15 protein-coding genes are annotated in these 20,270 nt (G+C 36.8%); all 15 read left to right on the top strand.

What is annotated here, in order from left to right; genetic code table 11:
* The 15 genes from K5Q13_RS03500 (at position 1) to K5Q13_RS03430 (ending at position 20,217) form a co-directional block, all read left to right on the top strand.
* A complete protein-coding gene (locus K5Q13_RS03500) occupies positions 1–795 on the top strand; it encodes a phosphatidate cytidylyltransferase (protein WP_220739984.1) in 795 nt (264 codons plus the stop codon).
* A 6-nt stretch (positions 796–801) separates the two neighbouring features.
* Positions 802–2,055, top strand: coding sequence for an RIP metalloprotease RseP (rseP, locus tag K5Q13_RS03495; protein WP_220739982.1), 1,254 nt, complete (start codon positions 802–804; stop codon positions 2,053–2,055).
* Between the two features lie 83 nt (positions 2,056–2,138).
* Positions 2,139–3,854, top strand: coding sequence for a proline--tRNA ligase (locus tag K5Q13_RS03490; RefSeq protein ID WP_220739979.1), 1,716 nt, complete (start codon positions 2,139–2,141; stop codon positions 3,852–3,854).
* Positions 3,855–3,905: 51 nt separating this feature from the next.
* Complete coding sequence (locus tag K5Q13_RS03485) at positions 3,906–8,219, top strand: PolC-type DNA polymerase III (RefSeq protein WP_220739977.1); 4,314 nt, start codon at positions 3,906–3,908, stop codon at positions 8,217–8,219.
* A 78-nt stretch (positions 8,220–8,297) separates the two neighbouring features.
* On the top strand, positions 8,298–8,744 hold the full coding sequence (locus tag K5Q13_RS03480; protein ID WP_220739975.1) for a phosphate-starvation-inducible protein PsiE: 447 nt from the start codon (positions 8,298–8,300) through the stop codon (positions 8,742–8,744).
* Between the two features lie 282 nt (positions 8,745–9,026).
* Positions 9,027–9,938, top strand: coding sequence for a ribokinase (gene rbsK, locus K5Q13_RS03475; protein WP_220739973.1), 912 nt, complete (start codon positions 9,027–9,029; stop codon positions 9,936–9,938).
* Positions 9,938–11,389 carry an RsmB/NOP family class I SAM-dependent RNA methyltransferase gene (locus K5Q13_RS03470; protein WP_220739971.1) on the top strand — a complete coding sequence of 484 codons (1,452 nt, stop codon included), beginning with the start codon at positions 9,938–9,940 and terminating at the stop codon, positions 11,387–11,389. Before rbsK ends, K5Q13_RS03470 begins: the two co-directional genes overlap by 1 nt.
* A gap of 151 nt (positions 11,390–11,540) precedes the next feature.
* Complete coding sequence (locus K5Q13_RS03465; protein ID WP_220739969.1) at positions 11,541–12,659, top strand: BMP family lipoprotein; 1,119 nt, start codon at positions 11,541–11,543, stop codon at positions 12,657–12,659.
* Between the two features lie 185 nt (positions 12,660–12,844).
* A complete protein-coding gene (locus tag K5Q13_RS03460) occupies positions 12,845–13,183 on the top strand; it encodes a DUF1831 domain-containing protein (protein WP_220739967.1) in 339 nt (112 codons plus the stop codon).
* A gap of 1 nt (position 13,184) precedes the next feature.
* Positions 13,185–13,838, top strand: a complete 654-nt coding sequence (locus tag K5Q13_RS03455; protein ID WP_220739965.1) for a histidine phosphatase family protein — start codon at positions 13,185–13,187, stop codon at positions 13,836–13,838.
* A gap of 39 nt (positions 13,839–13,877) precedes the next feature.
* Positions 13,878–16,265: an SF1B family DNA helicase RecD2 gene (gene recD2 / locus K5Q13_RS03450; protein WP_220739962.1), complete on the top strand. Its 2,388-nt coding sequence runs from the start codon at positions 13,878–13,880 to the stop codon at positions 16,263–16,265.
* A gap of 47 nt (positions 16,266–16,312) precedes the next feature.
* Positions 16,313–17,287 carry a ribose-phosphate diphosphokinase gene (locus K5Q13_RS03445; protein WP_220739960.1) on the top strand — a complete coding sequence of 325 codons (975 nt, stop codon included), beginning with the start codon at positions 16,313–16,315 and terminating at the stop codon, positions 17,285–17,287.
* Positions 17,284–18,177 carry a GDSL-type esterase/lipase family protein gene (locus K5Q13_RS03440; protein ID WP_220739958.1) on the top strand — a complete coding sequence of 298 codons (894 nt, stop codon included), beginning with the start codon at positions 17,284–17,286 and terminating at the stop codon, positions 18,175–18,177. Before K5Q13_RS03445 ends, K5Q13_RS03440 begins: the two co-directional genes overlap by 4 nt.
* A gap of 1 nt (position 18,178) precedes the next feature.
* Positions 18,179–19,168, top strand: a complete 990-nt coding sequence (locus tag K5Q13_RS03435) for an aldo/keto reductase (RefSeq protein ID WP_220739956.1) — start codon at positions 18,179–18,181, stop codon at positions 19,166–19,168.
* A 74-nt stretch (positions 19,169–19,242) separates the two neighbouring features.
* Positions 19,243–20,217: a class A sortase gene (locus K5Q13_RS03430; RefSeq protein WP_220739954.1), complete on the top strand. Its 975-nt coding sequence runs from the start codon at positions 19,243–19,245 to the stop codon at positions 20,215–20,217.
* Positions 20,218–20,270: the final 53 nt, after the last annotated feature.

Below are 20,270 nucleotides of genomic sequence, written 5' to 3'. Positions count from 1 at the left end.
ATGAAAACACGTGTTATAACGGCCGTTGTGGCCTTGATTGTTTTTATACCTCTTCTAATTATTGCTAAATTACCTTTATTGATTTTGACGTTGATAATGGGTGTTATTGGTGTCAGTGAAATTTTACGTATGAAACATAGTTTTTTTGTTTCAACAGAGGCCATAATTTCATTTCTAGGTGTTATTGCAATTATTTTACCCAATAGTTTTTGGCACAATGTACCATTTATTGAAAGCTCCCATGTTGTTTTTTATATTTTGGCTTTCTTAATGTTACTTAATACAATAGTTGTTCGTAGACGCTTTAATTTTGATGATGCGGGAGCATTGACGCTTGCTATGCTTTATATTGGTACTGGATTCCATTATTTTTATCAGGCAGCCAGTGTGAATTTAGCAACAGTTATGTTTGGTATGTTAATTGTATGGATAACGGACTCGGGGGCCTACATTGTTGGTCGTGCCATTGGTAAAAATAAATTAGCACCAAAAATAAGTCCCAACAAAACTTGGGAAGGATCAATTGGTGGGAGTTTGATTGCTGTGGTAGCTATTCCTGTATTGTTTAGTATTTTTTCTTGGTTACCTCATTACAACTTCTTTGAATTATTGCTATTTGCTATTGTATTATCAATAGCTGGACAACTTGGTGATTTAATCGAATCAGGATTTAAACGTCACTATGGTGTAAAGGATTCTGGGAATATATTACCTGGTCACGGCGGAATATTAGACCGTTTTGACTCAATGCTCATTGTTATGCCATTGATGGCTATTTTAGGCATGTTAGGATAAAGACATATGAATTTAACCGCAATTATTGCATTTATATTTGTTTTCGGTATTTTAGTAATCGTACATGAATTTGGTCATTTTTTTGTTGCTAAAAAATCTGGTGTGCTAGTTAGGGAGTTTGCCATTGGCATGGGACCAAAATTACTCAGCTGGAACCGCAATAACACAGCCTATACACTGCGTATATTACCAGTCGGTGGCTATGTACGCATGGCTGGGTTGGATGAAGAATCAGATTTGGATCCCGGACAGCGATTACGACTGAGCTTTAATGAACAAAATCATATTATAAAAATAGATACACGTGTTGATGAAGCTGTTTATGGTGTGCCATTTCAAGTTGACACTTTTGATTTAACAGATGACTTAGTATTAACTGGATTTTTAGATAACGATTCAACAATAAAAACTTTGACAGTTGATCATGATGCAACGATTGTTGAAACTAACGGAACAGAAGTACAAATAGCACCGAGAGATTCTTGGATTCAAAGTGCTAAAGTATATAAACGTGCATTGATAAATATTGCAGGTCCCTTTATGAATTTTGTTTTGGCATTGGTCGTATTTTCTGGACTAGCTTTTGCATTACCTAGAGTGACACTAAATGAACCAATTATCGGCACTGTTCAAAATAATATGCCTGCAGAGGTTGCTGGTTTGAAGTCAGCTGACCGCATAATTGCCATTAATGACAAAAAAGTGACAACTTGGAATCAAGTTGCAACGACAATTAGTACATCAAAAAACAAATCTTTAACATTCTCTGTGTTACGTGGTGACAAGACGCTTAGTTTTAAGATGGTGCCAAAAATTGTTAAAGTTGACGGTGTTAATAACGCACTTGTAGGTATCACTAACAAGACGTATACTGATATTGGATCAAAAATTAAGTATGGTGTCTTAACAACTGGTGCAGGAATACAAAGAATATGGTATGCCTTAACCCACCTTTTTTCTGGTGGCTTTAGTCTCGATAAGCTCGGTGGGCCGGTCTCTATTGCAAGGCAAACATCGACGGTAGCGAAAGCAGGATTCTTAAACATTTTAGCGTTTATGGCTATGTTATCATTGAATTTGGGTATCATGAATTTGATTCCAATACCAGCGCTAGATGGTGGAAAACTAGTGTTAAACGCTATCGAAGCTCTATTGCGTCGACCATTACCAGCATCATTTGAAAATGCTGTAACAATTGGTGGTGCAGCATTTATGTTTGTTTTGATGATTGCTGTAACGATAAATGACTTATTACGATAATTAAAATTGGTTATCGTAATAGATTTAATCTGGCGCGTAGCGCCGTACATAATTAAAAAAAGAAAATTGAGGACTAATCATTCATGCAACAATCTAAATTATTTATGCCAACCTTAAGAGAAGTACCGGCTGATGCCGAAGTGAAAAGTCACCAACTACTTTTAAAAGCTGGTTTCATTCGTCCAGTTGCTGCGGGTATGTTTTCATATTTGCCACTGGCTAAGCGTGTGCTTAACAAAATTGAACGTATTATTCGTGAAGAGATGGACAGCATTGATGCAAATGAAATGTTAGTACCAGAAATTTTACCGGCTGAACTTTGGGAAAAATCTGGTCGATATGAAACATATGGACCAGCGCTTTATAAGTTTAAAAATCGCCAGAATCGTGACTTCATCTTAGGACCCACTCATGAAGAAACTTTTACACAATTATTGTCTGATGATATTAAATCATATAAGAAGTTACCATTGGTAGTTTATCAAATTCAACCAAAGTTTCGTGATGAAAATCGACCACGTTTTGGTTTATTACGGACACGTGAATTTATTATGAAGGATGCATATTCATTTAGTGCAGACCAAGCAGGACTAGATCAAGCTTTTCATAATATGGAAACAGCCTATATTAAAATTTTTGATCGTATTGGTTTGTCTTATCGTGCAATTGTTGGTGATGCGGGTGCAATGGGCGGTTCTGATTCAAAAGAATTTTCAGCACCAGCGGTTGCTGGTGAAGATATTATTGCCTACTCTGACGCAACAGACTATGCTGCTAACTTAGAAATGGCTAAAGATTTTTACCAACGCGAAAATGTTAACACACAATTAGAATCTTTGAAGACAATTGATACACCAAATGAAAAAACAATTGATGATACAGCAGCTTTGTTGTCAGTACCAAAATCTAAGCTAGCAAAAACAATCATGTTTATTGCTGATGGAGAATTAGTTGCAGTTGTTACAACAGGTGATTTTGAAGTAAATACTGTTAAGGTTCAGAACTTTTTACATGCAGATACGCTTGAAGTTGCTGAAGAAAAGCAAGTGCGTGATATAGTTGGTGCCGGTTTTGGATCACTTGGTCCGGTCGGCCTACCAGAAGAAGTGCGTTTACTAGTTGATGAACGTGCAGCCGACTTGGTTAACTTTGTTGCTGGAGCTAACGAAGACGGCAAACATTATCTTAATATTAATTGGCAGCGAGATGTTGTGATACCGGAAGAAAATATTAATGATTTCCGAACAGCCCGAGAGGGTGATTTAGCTGTTGATGGTAAGGGGCACTTGGTATTTACGCCGGGTATTGAAATTGGGCATATTTTCAAATTAGGTACGCGTTATTCAAAGTCCTTGGGCGCGCAAGTATTAGATGAAAATGGTCGTCAAACGGATATGATAATGGGATCATATGGCATTGGTGTATCACGGTTACTTAGCGCAATTGTTGAGCAAAAGGCTGATGAAGACGGCTTAGTATGGCCATCAAGTGTGGCACCATTTGATGTGCATATTGTACCTGTTAACGCAAAAAATGATGATCAAATGCGTGTGGCGGAACAATTAAATGAATTATTAACAGCACAAGGTTTAGAAGTGTTAGTTGATGATCGTAAGGAACGTGCTGGTGTTAAATTTGCTGATGCAGATTTGATTGGCTTGCCAATTCGTATCACAGTTGGTAAGAAGGCAAGTGAAGAAATTGTTGAAGTTAAAGTACGTGCAAGCAATACAAACATTGAAATGCGGCTTAGTGAGGTTGTTGATTCTGTGTCAGTTTTGTTAAACGGTGATAAATAAGTCAAAAAGCCGATTTTTTCGGTTTTTTTAATCAATTGATTAGGGGAAGATATGGCATTAACCCAAAAAGAACAATTGCAACATTTGATAAATCAAATTCAATTACCTGAAGAAACTAAACATTTTTTTACAAATGGTGAATTAACACGTGTGTTAGTTGCTAGAAGCGCTAAAACGTGGACTTTTCAGGTGGTGCTTGAGCAGGTATTGCCGGCTAATGTATTTATACAATTTCGCCAATATTTAAAGACGGCATTTACCAATATCGCAAATACGTCATTAGTAATTAAAACACCAATTCAGGCACTCGATGATGATCTGGTAAACCAATATTGGCATATTGCATTATCTAGTTCAAATCTTAACCATGCAGAAGTTCAACAAATAGCAAGTAATACAATCCTAAAAAGAATTGATGAAAACCAATATGATATTGCTGTTGGTGCACAATCATTATTTAACGCTTTAAACGATTCAGCATTAGATTCAATTGTGACAGCCTACCAAGGTTTTGGGTTTCCAAAAATCATTTTAACACCCAGTCAAGATTCAGCGTTAGCACAACAAATCCAGGAAAGTGTTGCACAACATCACGCCAAAGCACACGAAGATTTACAAAAGGTTATCCAAGCAAACGAACAAACAAAACCAAAAGCGTCAGGTAATGGTGTGGCTTTAAAATTAGGGCGCAAAATCAGTTCGGATGCTGAAATAACACGTATTGAAGAAATTGATAGTGAAGAAAATCGTGTTGTTGTGGAAGGCTATATTTTTGCTAGTGAGGTTCGTGAGTTACGTTCCGGTCGTAAACTTATGACAATCAAAGTGACGGATTATTCAAGTGCTATTGCTGCAAAAAAGTTTTCAAATAATGAGAATGAAGAGGCCGTTTTTGAAAATTTGAAGATTGGTACCTGGGTGCGTTTGTCTGGTAATGTACAAGAAGATACCTACGCTAGAGAATTAGTGCTTAATATTTATGATTTGCAAGCTATTGACCATGAAGGTCGTCAAGAGACTTATCAGGGTGACAAAAAACGTGTTGAACTACACGTTCATTCCACAATGTCAACTATGGATGCTGTAACTGATTATGCGTCTGTTGCAAAATTGGCTAAAAGTTGGGGTCAGGAAGCGTTAGCGGTTGTTGATACAGCTAACGTGCAAGGATTTCCAGAGGCAGTTGCTGCTGGTCAAAAAAATGATCTCAAAATGATTTATGGTATGGAGGCAAATCTTGTTGAAGATGGTGAACCAATAGGTTTTAATTTAGCACCAACTGACTTACTTGCTAAAGATACGATGTATGTGGCTTTTGATTTGGAAACAACTGGATTGTCAGCTGTTACCGACAAAATTATTGAATTATCAGCTGTAAAAATGCAATTGGGTAATGTGATTGAAAAATTTTCTGAATATATTAATCCAGGTTTTCCATTATCAGAATTTACAACGAAGTTGACTTCAATCACAGATACAATGGTAGCAAATGCTGATACAGAAGAAAGTATCATTGGTCGTTTTCGTCAATGGGCTGGAGATGCTATTTTAATTGGGCACAATGTGACGTTTGATGTTGGCTTCATGAATGCTGCCTACGCGCGATATGGTCAACTGCCAATTAAAAATCCAATTGTGGACACATTACCATTTACACGGTGGTTGTATCCTGATTACAAATCGTATCGTCTGGGTACAATTGCAAAGCGATTTAATATTAATTTAGAACAAGCACACCGTGCAATTTTTGATGCTGAAACAACTGGTCACATTGCATGGCGGTTAATTAAAGAAGCCAATAGTCGTTATGCATTGATTCGACATGATCAATTAAATGATCATATGACTGAAGGCGATGCTTGGCGACACGGGCGACCAGTTCATATTACATTACTTGTACAAAATGATTTAGGCTTGAAAAATCTATATAAACTCGTCACGAGATCAAATATTGAATTCTTTTCTCGTGTACCAAGAATTCCGCGTTCTATTCTAGATCAGCATCGTGAAGGTTTGATTATTGGAACTGGTGATACGAGTGGTGACGTCATTGTTACTTTGATAGAAAAAGGACGAGAAGAAGCGCTTAGAAAAGCAAAGTATTATGACTACATTGAGATTCAACCAACTGCAAATTACAGTCCGATGCTTGAAACTGAATTGATAGCCAGTACAGAAAAGTTATATGATATTTTAAAAGATATGATTTCGATTGGGGATGAATTGCATTTACCCGTCGTGGTAACAGGCGATGTTAAATATACAAATCCCGAAGATAAAATTTATCGAGACATTTTAATTGCAACACAACCCGGAAATCCACAAAATAGAACAGCTTTACCAGATCTTTATTTTCGTACAACACAAGATCTGTTAGATGACTATGCTTTCTTGGGTGAAGCAACCGCCAAAAAGGTCGTCATCGATAATACTCACACTGTTGTTAATATGCTTGAAACAATCAAGCCATTAAAAAGTGGATCATATCCACCCAATATTCCTGGCGCTGGTGACGAACTTACAAAAAGAACGTTTGAAACTGCAAAAAAATGGTATGGTGATCCACTACCAGATGTTATTCAAGCACGAATTGATCAAGAACTAGCCGCAATTATTGGTAATGGCTTTGCGCCACATTATATTATTGCACAACGGTTAGTTGAGAAATCTAATAAAGATGGCTATTTAGTTGGTTCTCGAGGATCTGTTGGTTCTTCCTTTGTTGCAACAATGTCTGGTATAACTGAAGTTAACCCATTTGCGCCACACTACCGTAGCGCTTATGGTGATTATTTTGAGTTAGCAGATACAACAATTTATGAATCGGGTTATGATCTTCCTGATAAACCCGACCCTAATCATCCCGGAAGTATGTTAATCGGAGATGGCCAAAATATCCCTTTTGAAACGTTTATGGGATTTAAGGGTGACAAAGTGCCAGATATTGATTTGAATTTTTCTGGTGATTATCAACCAATCGCGCATAATTATATGAAAGTGTTGTTTGGTGAACATAATGTTTATCGTGCAGGAACAATTGCAACAGTAGCTGAAAAAACCGCGTTTGGCTATGTTAAAGGCTATGAAAGAGATCATGAAAAGCAGTATCGTGGTGCGGAAGTGGAACGCTTAGCCCAAGGTGTAACAGGTGTTAAACGTACAACGGGTCAACATCCTGGAGGCATTTTGATTGTGCCGCGTGAGTATGAAGTATATGATTTTACACCAGTTCAGTATCCAGCAGATGATCAAAAATCTTTGTGGCAAACGACGCACATGGATTATCATTCAATTCACGATAATTTGTTAAAAATGGATATTTTGGGTCATGATGATCCCACTATGGTGCGTACCTTAAAAGATATGTCAGGAATTGATCCTCAGTCCATTCCGGTTAATGATCCTGGTGTGTTAAGCTTATTTACCTCACCAAAAGCATTAGGTGTAACCGAAGAACAAATTTTTTCAAAAACAGGAACACTTGGCTTGCCAGAATTTGGGACAAATTTTGTTCGCGGTATGTTAGAAGAAACCCAACCTCACAATTATTCTGAATTGTTACAAATTTCTGGATTATCGCATGGTACAGATGTTTGGTTGGGTAATGCCAATGAGTTAATCGAAAATGGTACAGCAACTATTGGTACTGTGATTGGAACACGTGATAAAATTATGACTGATTTAATTAACTGGGGATTTCCGTCTGCTGATGCTTTTAATGTTATGGAAAAAGTACGTAAGGGTAAGGGCATCACTGATGAATATCAGGCACAATTACGTGAAGCGAAAATACCAGAATGGTATATTCAGTCCATGTTAAAAATAAAGTACATGTTCCCACGTGCTCATGCGGCAGCTTATGTTTTGATGGCTTTGCGTATTGCATATTTTAAAGTATATTTTCCGACTATTTATTACGCGACATATTTTTCTGTTCGTGCAGATCAGTTTGATATTGTGGCAATGAGTCGTGGTAAGAATGCAACAAAAGAAGCGCTAAAACGTTTACGTGCACTTGGTAATGATGCCACTGTTGGAGATAAAAACTTACTCACAGTCCTTGAAATGGCAAATGAGGCGCTTGAACGTCATATCACTTTTTCAATGGTTGATTTATATAAATCGGAAGCAAATGAGTGGGTGATTGATGGAGAAACTTTGATTCCGCCTTTTTCTGCAGTACCTAGCCTAGGTGACAACGTTGCAAAGCAGATTATAGTGGCACGTCAAGAGAAGCCTTTTTTGAGTAAAGAAGATCTTAAAAAACGCGGTAAAGTATCACAAACCGTTATTGATTATTTAACGCGGCATTCAGTTTTAGATGGTATGCCAGATGAGAACCAATTAAGCTTGTTTGATTTTTAAGTAGTTATCAAATAAAAAGCGAATCAAAAAACATACAGCTATTAAATTTATTGTATGTTAAAAAATAGGAGCCCGTGTATGAGACATGAATGGCATCAAAAAGTTGCAAACTATTTTGAATATGTATTAAATATCGTGATGATTATCATTGGTTTTGTTATTTTTGGTTTTTTGCTACGTGAAATTTATAATTTAGCCCACTTATTATTAACAATCGATAATACACGCGTACATTTTAACGAAATAACTGAGGCGACACTAGCTGTATTTTTATTTTTTGAATTTATGAGTCTTGTACGAGAGTATTTTATTAAAGATGCCCATATTAGTATGGAAAGTTTTTTATATATTGGTGTGACAGCGCTTATTCGTGCTATTTTGGTATATCATGATCAAACAACTAAGACATTATTATTAGCAATCTCAATTTGCTTACTGGTTCTAGCTTTGACAATTTATCGTTTTTTCAGAGAAAAAACAAAAAATATTGAAAAGACTAATGCGATTCAAAAACAAGATGCCTAGTTATTGCTATGGTTAAGTATGCGCTACTTTTGCTTACTATCAAAAAAATGGGAACTAGGTTAAGATCTAGTTCCCATTTATTTTAGACAATTTTTTTCAAAGTGTTGACATGATTTAACTATATTAGCAATCATGGTATGATAATAGATAACAGAAAAATGACGGAGGAAACATGTTTAATCACAATACCTATCGACACTTTAGATGGCTTGTTAGGTGATCACACACCTTTAAAATCATCTCATATGTTAGTAAAAAAATTGTGGCTAAACGTTTTAAAACATGACTAAAAATATCGTTGTACTCGGTAGTTTAAATGCCGATAATATTATGAAGATGCCACGTATGCCACTTGTTGGGGAGACAATGGCGTTGACAGACGTCACAACAGCACCAGGTGGAAAAGGTGCTAATCAAGCAGTTGCTGCGTCACGACAAGGTGCAAATGTATCCTTTATCGGTGCTGTGGGTAATGATAGTAATGGTCAATTTATGCGAGCAACATTACTTACAAATGGTGTTAATGTGGATGCCGTTACAACAAATAGTGAGGTACCTACAGGATCAGCATATATTATGCTACAAGAAAATGGTGCAAATACAATTTTGATTCATGGTGGCGCTAATCAAGCGCTAACGACTATGGAAATAGATGCAGATGTCATTGCGCAAGCAGACACTTTAATTGCACAATTCGAAGTACCCTTGGATGTTATTACAACTGCTTTTAAGATTGCAAAAGCTAATAATGTACAAACAATTTTAAATCCTGCACCAGCTGTCTATGACTTAACACCTGAACTTATGCGTGTGACTGATATTATATTACCAAATGAAACTGAGGCACAATTATTGTCTGGTATAACTGTTAAAAATGATGAGGCAGTTTTGAATCGTGTGAGTGATGCATTGTTGGCAAAAGGTGTGGCACGTAGCATTATCACACTGGGTGCTGCTGGGTCATTTGTTGCGGATGGTGATAAACGTTGGTGGGCAAAACCGAATAAAGTGCATGCTGTGGATACAACTGGAGCAGGAGATACATTTATTGGTACATTAGCAAGTGTTATTGATTCAGATTTTAGTAATTTAGATGAAGCTGTAAAACGTGCCAGCATTGCTAGTGCCATTGCAGTGACCAGGGCAGGAGCAATTCCGTCCATTCCAACACGTGATGAGGTTGATGCTTTCTAATGGCAACTTTACCAGAAAAATTCATAGAAAAATATACGCGTTTACTGGGAACAGAAGCGCCTAATTTTTTTAAAACATTTGATGAGCCAATACAAAAAGGCTATCGTATTAATCCGTTAAAAGCAAATACGCATACTTTTGACACAACAGATGATGGAAAGATACCATATGGTGATTGGGGTCATTATGGTACGGTATCCGGTCACGCTGTGTCGCATGTGACGGGTGTTGTTTATTCCCAAGAACCTTCAGCACAGTTTGTCGGTGAAGTTGTTCATCCAGACCTTGGAGAAAAAATATTAGATTTAGCTGCTGCACCTGGTGGAAAAACTACCCATTTAGCTGCATTTATGCAACAAACGGGTCTTTTATGGTCGAATGAAATTTTTATGGGCCGTGCTAAAATACTGAGTGAAAACGTTGAGCGTATGGGTGTGCAAAATGTTATTGTGAGCTCACATTCACCAGCAGAATTAAGTGCTAAATTGCCACAGTATTTTGATAAAATATTACTTGACGCACCTTGTTCAGGTGAAGGTATGTTTCGAAAAAATAGTGCAGCAATCACGCAATGGCATCAAGATTTCCCACAAGAGTTGGCGGAATTACAAAGAAATATCTTACGTGATGCGGTCAAAATGTTGCGTCCTGGTGGTCAAATTATATACTCAACATGTACATTTTCACCAGAAGAAGATGAACAAATCATTGCATGGCTAATGTCAGAGTACCCTGAATTTACATTAGAAACAATTGATAAGCTAGCCGACACACATATTAGTGATGGTAGACCGGATTGGGCAGACAAGCAATTTACAGATGGTCAAACAATTCAAAGTACCACCAGTGATCATACAGAACTAAAAAAAACAGCCCGTTTATGGCCTCAAAATTTAAATGGGGATGGACATTTCGTCGCAAAGCTATCACAATCTCTGGATGTGCCAGTTATATCTCAAACAATTAAACCCATCAAGTCAACGCAATTAAATCGTGAACAACAGATACTGCTTGATGCATTTATACAAGAATCATTTATTCATTTTCAACGTCGTAATCGGCAATATGTTTTATTTGGCACGCGTTTATATTTAGCGCCGTTAGAAGCACCAGACATTTCAAAAATGAAAATATTACGTTTGGGCATTGAAATGGGAACATTTAAAAAGAATCGTTTTGAACCAGCACATGCATTGGCTCTTGCGATCCATCCTACTGAATTTGCACAAACTTATGATTTAAACCATGATGATTGGGCAAAATTTGTTCATGGAGATGTCATCCAAACAGGTACAGACCACCAGCTAAAAAAAGGCTGGGTTTTAATGGCAGCAAATGGCAATGGCGCAGGTTGGGGACGCTATGTTAACGGACAAATTAAAAACTTTTTTCCAAAGGGATTAAGATTTGCGGCTAAACAAACTGCAGATGAATTTATTGAGGAATTTTAATATCGTTTAAAAATAAATTGTTTGTCAAGGACACTATTGGGCCTTTTTCTCCTATATAGATGTCGTATAATATTAGTTTGTACTTATAGCAAACGAAAAAAAGAGGTTGGTGCTATGCAATTGCATACCTCGAAAAAGGAGAATAATCACCGTGAATAGATCAACTAAAATTATCATAAGCATTGCTGCTGTAGCAATTGTAGGTGGCGGCATTTACGCGGCAACTTCACAAAAAAAATCAGAAAATACAAGTAGCACAAGTAAGGCAGCAAAGTTGGGCTTGGTATTAGATGTTGGTGGTGTTGATGATCATTCGTTCAACCAATCAGCTTGGGAAGGTGCCCAAAAGTATGCAAAGACGAATGATTTGAAATCAGGACAAAATGCACCTGTAACATATTTCACTGCAACAGATCATTCGGATTTTGATCAAAATTTCAATTTAGCTACAAAAAATAAAGCATATGGTATCGTGTATGGTATTGGTTACACATTAAATCAATCTATCACTAAATCGGCTAAGTTAAATCCAAACCAAAAGTTTGTTTTGATAGATGATATTGTGCCAAATCAAAAAAATATTGCCTCTGTTATGTTTAGATCAGAGCAATCATCATACTTGGCAGGTGTAGCAGCTGCCACTAAAGCTAAAGCAAATGGTGAGACAAAACTTGGGTTTATTGGTGGTATTCACGGTAATATTATAGACGCATTTGATGCTGGTTTTGAAGCTGGGGTGAAAGCAACAGATCCTTCTCTTACTATTGAAAAGCAATATGCTAATTCATTTACAGATTCAGCTAAAGGGAAAACAATCGCTGCTACAATGTATGCTTCAGGCATAAAAACGATTTTTGCAGCAGCTGGTTTTGTAGGTAATGGTGCTTTTTCAGAAGCTAAAGCTGAAAACTCAAAATTGACAGCTGATTCAAAGGATAGATTGTATATTATTGGTGTTGATCGTGATCAAAAGTCTGATGGTGCATATACATCAAAAGATGGCAAGAAGGAAACGTCAACGCTTGCTTCTTCTATTACGTCCGTTGGTGCAGGTGTTAAAAATATTGCCGATGCATATAACAAAGACAAGACTTTTCCAGGTGGCAAAACCATTGCTTATGGTTTAAAGGAAAATGGGGTATACTTAACAGATTCAGAATTAACTAATTCAGAGAAATCTGCAGTTGAAAAAGCACAAAAATCAATTATTAACGGCACAATTAAAGTGCCAAATCATCCAAAGGGATCACAATTTGATCAAAAGTTTTAAAAAATATAGCATTGTTCTTCTAATTAGGAGAAACAATAAAATTAAGAAGTGTCATAATTTTGACGCTTTTTTTGTTATAATGAGAATAGTATATTTTAGGAGGAAGTGGGCTGATATACCTTTTATGATGGGCAAAATGTTAAAATTGGCGTTCTGAAATAATGAGTTAGGCACACAAAAAAACAATGGCTTTTAACAAAAAAGTAACGATAGCAGGTGACGCAACTTATCAGCTAAGTAATCAAATTAAAAAATACACACTAGGAGATCTCGGATTTATTACTAATAATGCCGGTGTCTACGTGTTACATCGATCACTTGAATCAGATAAATCAGTAGCTAATGCAATCCAGTTAAAAGTATCAATTAACCAAGATTTAACGGGTTTTAAACTCAGTACTGTATCCGCTGGGGATGTTGTGCGAGTTGATATTTTTAAAAATAATCATGCTGAAGAAATGGTTAAATTATACCAGTTTTTTATGGCAGAATTAGTAGCACGAGGTGTGCTGGAAAAGATTTAATATGACTAAATTTTATTTCGTCCGTCATGGACAAACTGAATGGAACCTCGAACGCCGATTTCAAGGTGGTCATGGTGATTCCAATTTATTACCTTCTAGCTATCACGATATGGCAAAAGTTGGTGATTTTTTAAATGATGTTACATTTGCACGTGTCTTTGCTTCACCATTACGACGTGCAAGAATCACGGCTGTTAATATTTTACGTCATCTAAAATATCGCGATCGGCTGTCTTTGCGCTCAAATATTGCCGAAGTTGGTCTTGGCAAATGGGAGGGAGAGCTTGTAGCAAATATTGCAACAAACTATGCAAATGCATACCACAACTATCGTGACGATCTAGATAAATTTGAAGGTGAAGAATTTGAAGGTGAAGGTTATACAAGAGCTGAAGCGCGTTTTGTAAGGTTCATCAAAAATATCGCCAAACATTACCCAAATGAAAATATTTTAATTGTGTCACATGGAATGGCATTGTCATTTGGAATTAATGGTCTATTGAAACAGCCACGAATGAGTATTCGTGAACGTGGTGGTTTGAGTAATACGTCGACTACGATTTTATCTACGACTGATGGTCAAAATTTTGTTGTTGATGATTGGAACAACACCACATATTTGAATAAAAAGCAGAATGAATCAACGACAATCTAAAGGATATTTAATAACCTGCTGGCGTAGGATACACAATTAATGGCATATCAAGAAGCACAATTAGAAAAAATTACTGGTACATTGCAAAATGTTATTTTTGCGTCGAGTGACTCTTATTTTAAAATTTTATCGGTTCAAATTCAAGATACAACACTTGAAAACTGGGACGAATCAGAAATTATTGCCACCGGTACATTTGCTGATGTTCAGGAAGGTAGTGTGTATTCTTTTTATGGTGTCGTTGTTCGCCATCCCAAGTACGGTCAGCAACTTAAAGTGGTACGTTATGAAAATGAACTACCACCGGATGAAGCAGGATTGATTAAATATTTTGTGAGTGGGCAATTTTCGGGAATCGGTAAAAAAACGGCTGAAAAAATTGTTGAGCATTTGGGACTAAATGCGGTTAATTTGATTTTAGATGATGTCCATGTTTTAGATGGTATTGTCAAGGAACCGACTGCCAAAAAATTAGTGCGTAGCCTACAATTGAATCTGGGTTTAGAACGGTTATTTCAAGTTGGTAATCAATTTGGTATTGGTGCTGATATTGCCGGACGTTTATATGATCAATATGGTGGGGAAGCTCAAGATATATTGATGCAGGATCCTTATCGCTTGGTATTTGAATTTGATGGTATATCATTTAAAATGGCTGATTTAATTGGTCAAAAAGTTGGTATTAATCGTACGGATGATAAACGTGTTCAAGCAGCAGTGTATGCGGCCATAATGAACACCAGTTTTCAGTATGGTCATACTTATCTCATGAGAGAACAATTATTGCAAGTCAGTATGCAACTATTACATGACGAGGCAACAAAATCTGATTTAGATCAAGCAATTGCTAAATTGTTATCAAGCCATATTTTAGTGGCTGATGATGATAAATTATACACAGCAAATCTATACGAGGCTGAATCACAAACTGCAAATGATTTAAAGCGTTTACTACAGGCAGAACAACCTTTTGGCATATCTGCTCATGAAATATCAGAAAATTTTGTGACACCTAAAAGCTTAACACTTGATAATACACAGATTGATGCAGTAAAGTCAGCTTTAAATGAGCAGGTCTTTTTATTGACTGGCGGACCTGGCACAGGTAAAACAACAATCGTACAATCAATTGTTGCAACATGGCAAAAATTACTACAAGTGCATGCAAAATATGCGGATAATACATCTGATTTCTTAAAATCATATGCAGTTAAAATGGCCTCACCTACCGGACGTGCTGCTAAACGTATGACGGAAGTAACTGGTTATGATGCGACAACGATTCATCGTTTATTAGGTATTGCAGATTTAGGTGAGCCGGAATTTACTGATGATAATCCTATTGCGGGCGGTCTTCTCATTATTGATGAAGCGTCAATGCTTGATATTGAATTGACTTCTAAATTATTAGCTGCAGTACCAACTGGTATGAAATTAATTATCGTGGGGGATTCAGATCAGTTACCTTCGGTTGGTCCTGGAAATGTTTTGGCAGATTTGGTTAACAGTCAGATAATAGCTCATGTAGAGTTAGATACAATTTATCGTCAAGGTCGTGGTAGTAGTATTACAACGTTAGCTCAGCATATTAAAAATGGCGAATTACCTACTGACTTTATGCAAAACCAGCGTGATAGATCGACTTTTATGGTATCACATGATCAAACAGCCATTGCAATTAGACAAATCGTGGAGGCCGCGCTAAAAAAAGGCTACACTCAAGATGACTTACAAATTTTGACACCAATCTATAAAACAACATCTGGCGTTCACGCATTGAACACAATGGCACAAGAACTGTTTAATCCAATGAAACCAGCGCAGAAATCACTTCAATTTGGAACAACGGTTTTCCGAAAAGGTGATAAAATTTTACAGCTTGAAAACGATAGTGAACGCGATGTTTATAATGGTGATATGGGTCAAGTTATTGCAGTGCAATATAAAAATGATAAGAGTAATGACGATAATGAAGATCGATTAGTTGTTGATTTTGACGGAAAAGAGCTATCTTATCCTAAGAAAAATTTGAATCAACTATCTTTGGCGTACGCAACAACTGTACATAAAGCACAGGGTAACGAGTTTAAACTTGTTATTGTGGCATTGACAACGCGTTTTGGTTTGATGCTCAATCGAAATTTGTTATACACAGGTATTACGCGCGCTAAAGAGGCACTAATACTAGTGGGTGAATATGCGGCTTTTAGTCGTGCAGCGCAGACAGCAGTACCGTTTCGAGCGACATTTTTAAAGGAACGATTGCAAGGTAGTGAGACGGTAACCAAGCCGAAGAAGAGTGATAAGCAAATTAATGGTGTGTTAGATTTAGAAAACGTCTTGACAGATGAAATCATTAATTCACATAGAGTTTCACCCTTAATTGGACTTAATGGTATTACGCCATATGATTTTATGCCAAATTAAAAGATGCCTGTTATAATGAAATAAGAAAACAAAATGGAGTAAAAATCATGACGACCCCTGAATATCAAATATTTAGTCTTGGCAGCAACCCAGAATTAGGTATTGAAATTGCTAAAATCTTAGGTACTGATTTATCTACAATAGATACAAGACAGTTTGCTGATAATGAAATTTATGAACGTATTGAGCACACTGTTCGAGGGCGGGACTTGTATGTTATTCAAGGTATTTCAGATCCCGTTAATGATAATTTTATGAAACTCATGATTTTTATAGACGCAGCACGTCGTGCGTCAGCCAATACAATTAATGTGGTAATTCCTTATTTTGGTTATGCGCGTTCTGATCGTAAAGCACGTTCACGTGAACCAATTTCTGCACGTATGATTGCAAACATGTTAGAGTCGCAAGGCATAAAGCGTGTTATTACCATGGACCTTCATGCAGATCAAGTGCAAGGATTTTTTGATGTACCAGTAGATCATTTACTTTCAATGCCTGCATTGGGTCATTATTTCTATGAAAATAAGTTACTCGGGGATGATTTAGTTGTTGTCGCACCAGATCACTCTAGTGTGGGTCGGGCACGAAAATTTGCTAAATTATTACATGCAGAGTGGGCTGTTGTTGATCGTCGTGTTGATAATTCCGTACCAGACAAGGCGTATGCTGTTACAGGCAATGTTGCTGGTAAACGTGCAATTCTGATAGATGATATTATTGATACGGGATCGAGCATGGTGCTTGCCAGTGAGGCACTATTGGCAGCCGGCGTGACTCAGATGTATGCAGTTGCACCACACGCCGTTTTTTCAGATCATGCGGTAGAAAAGCTTGAAAAATCAGCAATTCAACAAGTATTGGTAACCAACACGATTGAGGTTCCGGCTGCAAAACAGTTTAGTAAATTACTGCAAGTATCTGTTGCTTCAACATTTGCTGAAACAATTCGTCGTGTTAATTCTTTTGAGAGTATTGAAGATTTAATAAAAAGTCCAGATAATGTGGATGTGATGTTATGAAAAATGTGTGCTTAAAACCTTTTTTGTCGGCTGAATGGGGCATAAGGGACGATAAGTTCATGACGACCCAATTAGGCGCAATCATAGAATTTACGACAATTGGTGTTTCTCATGTCATGCTGGATTTTGTAATCAAAGATCATCCTGTAACTTTTGCAATACGCTTTAATGACGAATCTTGGAAAATTGCGTCCGTAAAAGATCAACAATTAGTTTTTAATGTACCGAGTGAGTTAACACGCGTTTATGTCATGTTGTGTTCGGCAGGTACAAATAGCGAAATGCTCTGGCAGGATACGGTTGTCGTAACAAGCATGTTTGTTGACCAGGGTGAGGTATCACAGATTACCTATGAAAAGCCATATGTCACATTTGTAGGTGATTCAATCTCTGCTGGCGAAGATATGGCAATTGATGGTAATCATCCCGAGGTGAGTTACCCGATGTTAGTGGCTGAATCACTTGGTAAACCACTTAATCGTATCGCCTATGGTGGTACAGGATTAACAACGCATGCACCATTTCAAAATCCAACTGCAATTGAGGCGTTATGGCATGTAGCAGAAAACGTTGAAAGGCGACGTGTTGAAACTGATTTAGTCATTATTAATTATGGGACAAATGATTTTAATTATGGCGCAACGGTTTCGTCTTTTGCCTTTGGCCTACGAATATATTTATTAGAATTGATAAAACGCTTTCATTCTGCTAAAATGATTTTGATGATACCATTTAACGGTGCGTTTAGAACGGTATTTCAAAATGAAGTTGCACGGTTTGACAACTTCATTATTATGGAAACAAATAGTTGGTTAATATCGACGGATAAAGTTCATCCATCAAGTGATGAACATCAGCAAATTGCTAAACAAATTTTGAAAGGAATTTAATATGGTTTACGCAGCAGAAGAACAACGTTATGAAAAATTACCTTATCGTCGAGTAAGTGACTCTGGACTGATATTACCGGCAGTTTCTTTTGGTTTATGGCGTAATTTAGGCGACCAAATGCCATTAGAAAATTCAAAAAAGGTCATTTTAAAAGCTTTTGATAGCGGTATTTTTAGTTTTGATAATGCTTCTAACTATGGTCCAAGCAATGGTACTGCCGAAGAAACATTTGGGCAAGTTTATAAACATGATTTAAAACCATATCGAGATGAATTAGTTATAACTACTAAAGCGGGTTATCATATGTGGCCAGGTCCATTAGGTGAGTTTTCTGGTAAGAAAACATTAACAGCCGCTTTGGATTTGAGTTTGAAAAGAATGCACCTTGATTATGTTGATATTTTTTATGCGCATCGATGGGACCCAAATACGCGACTTGAAGAAACTGCCTATGCGTTAGATTTGCTAGTCAAGCAAGGAAAGACACTATATGTTGGTGTGTCCAACTATACTGCTGAGCAGACTGAAGCGATTGCTAAAATATTCGCTAAATTAGGTACACCCTTTGTAGGTAATCAAGTTTCTTACAACATGTTAAACCGAACAGCGGAAGCTGATGGATTGCTTGATGTGTTAGACACAAATCATGCAGGATTAATTGCATATGGCCCATTGGCAGAAGGATTGTTGACGGATAGGTATCTCAATAACATTCCAGATGACTACCCAATACATCGAACAAATGAGTTTTTATTTGAAAATGGGAAAGAAGTACTAGTTTCAAAGTTAAATGCTTTAAATCAAGTTGCAGCTGAACGTGGTCAAAAGTTATCACAGATGGCATTGGCATGGTTGTTAAAAGATGAACGCGTAGCAAGTGTGGTTATCGGCGCCAGTAAAGTAGAGCATCTGGTAGATAATCTAGCATTTAGTGACAATATGACGTTTAGTGATGATGAACTTAAACGTATTGAAAACATCTTAAAATAAATAATAACCAACATACGAAACTAGTGTGTTGTTTTTTGTTTTTATGAGTAAACTAAAAATGCTAAGGACAGATTATGTTTCCGTTTATATATTCAATAACGTTAGTCAATGAAACATCACAGAATAGCCGACAGTTGATTTTAGTTGGTATCATTTTTTTGAGTACAATTATTTTATTTACTATTGGCCAATTAATTATAAAATATAAACGAAAAAAATATCACATTTCAATATTAAATTCAATCATTTCTGCATGTATTATCACATTTTTTTCGATTGCTGGATTGTATGCTTATCAGATTAATATATTTGGGGTTAAAGATATTTCTCGGAAATATCTACAAAAATATGAGCGTCAGAAAATTGATAAACAAAGTACCAACGATAAAACAACATATGATGCTATTCAAAAAATGGTCATGCGTGATGCATCTAAAGGTTTAGAAAAACAAGGTTTTGTTGCTATTCCTAGTCAGAATATTTTATTACCCATCTATAATGATGCTTATTCTGAAAAAGGGTTAAACGCAGGGGCTAATTATGCAAATCGATCTGCAGTTGATCCAGAAGGCAGTAAAGTGCCGATAATGGGACAGGGAAATTATGGGTTGGCTGCACATAATTTTAATGATGGGCATACAGGCTTTAGTGCGTTACAACAATCAACCAACCACGATAGTCCTTATTTGGTTAACGGCCAATTAAAAGGATCATCTTGGCTGAATGGCAAAACAATACTCATGGCCAATAATAAGGGTATCTACCGCTATGTTATAACGGGACAAACAGCCGTTAGTTCTTCACAAGTATCAGTATTAAATCCAACTCGTCAACCAGAGCTGACGATTATTAGCTGTCTTTTTCCATCAACAGATTTCCGCATTATTACGCGTGCAAAGCTACGGACAACTTATACTTGGCGTCAAGCACCAAGTAAATATGTTAGTGAATTCAACCTTAAGGTAAGAAATACGAATGCACACGTAGATTGGTGGAATCCTGGTGTAGAAGAGGGTGCCAATGGTGATCAAGGTGGCTTAAAAAAATAGAAAATGCAACACAGAGACATTATAAAAAGCGTATTCTTTGAAGCATAAGCTCA

It is taken from the genome of Leuconostoc miyukkimchii (assembly GCF_019656055.1).
In the GTDB taxonomy this organism is placed as follows: domain Bacteria; phylum Bacillota; class Bacilli; order Lactobacillales; family Lactobacillaceae; genus Leuconostoc; species Leuconostoc miyukkimchii.
This window is presented reverse-complemented; position numbering and strand designations above follow the sequence as displayed.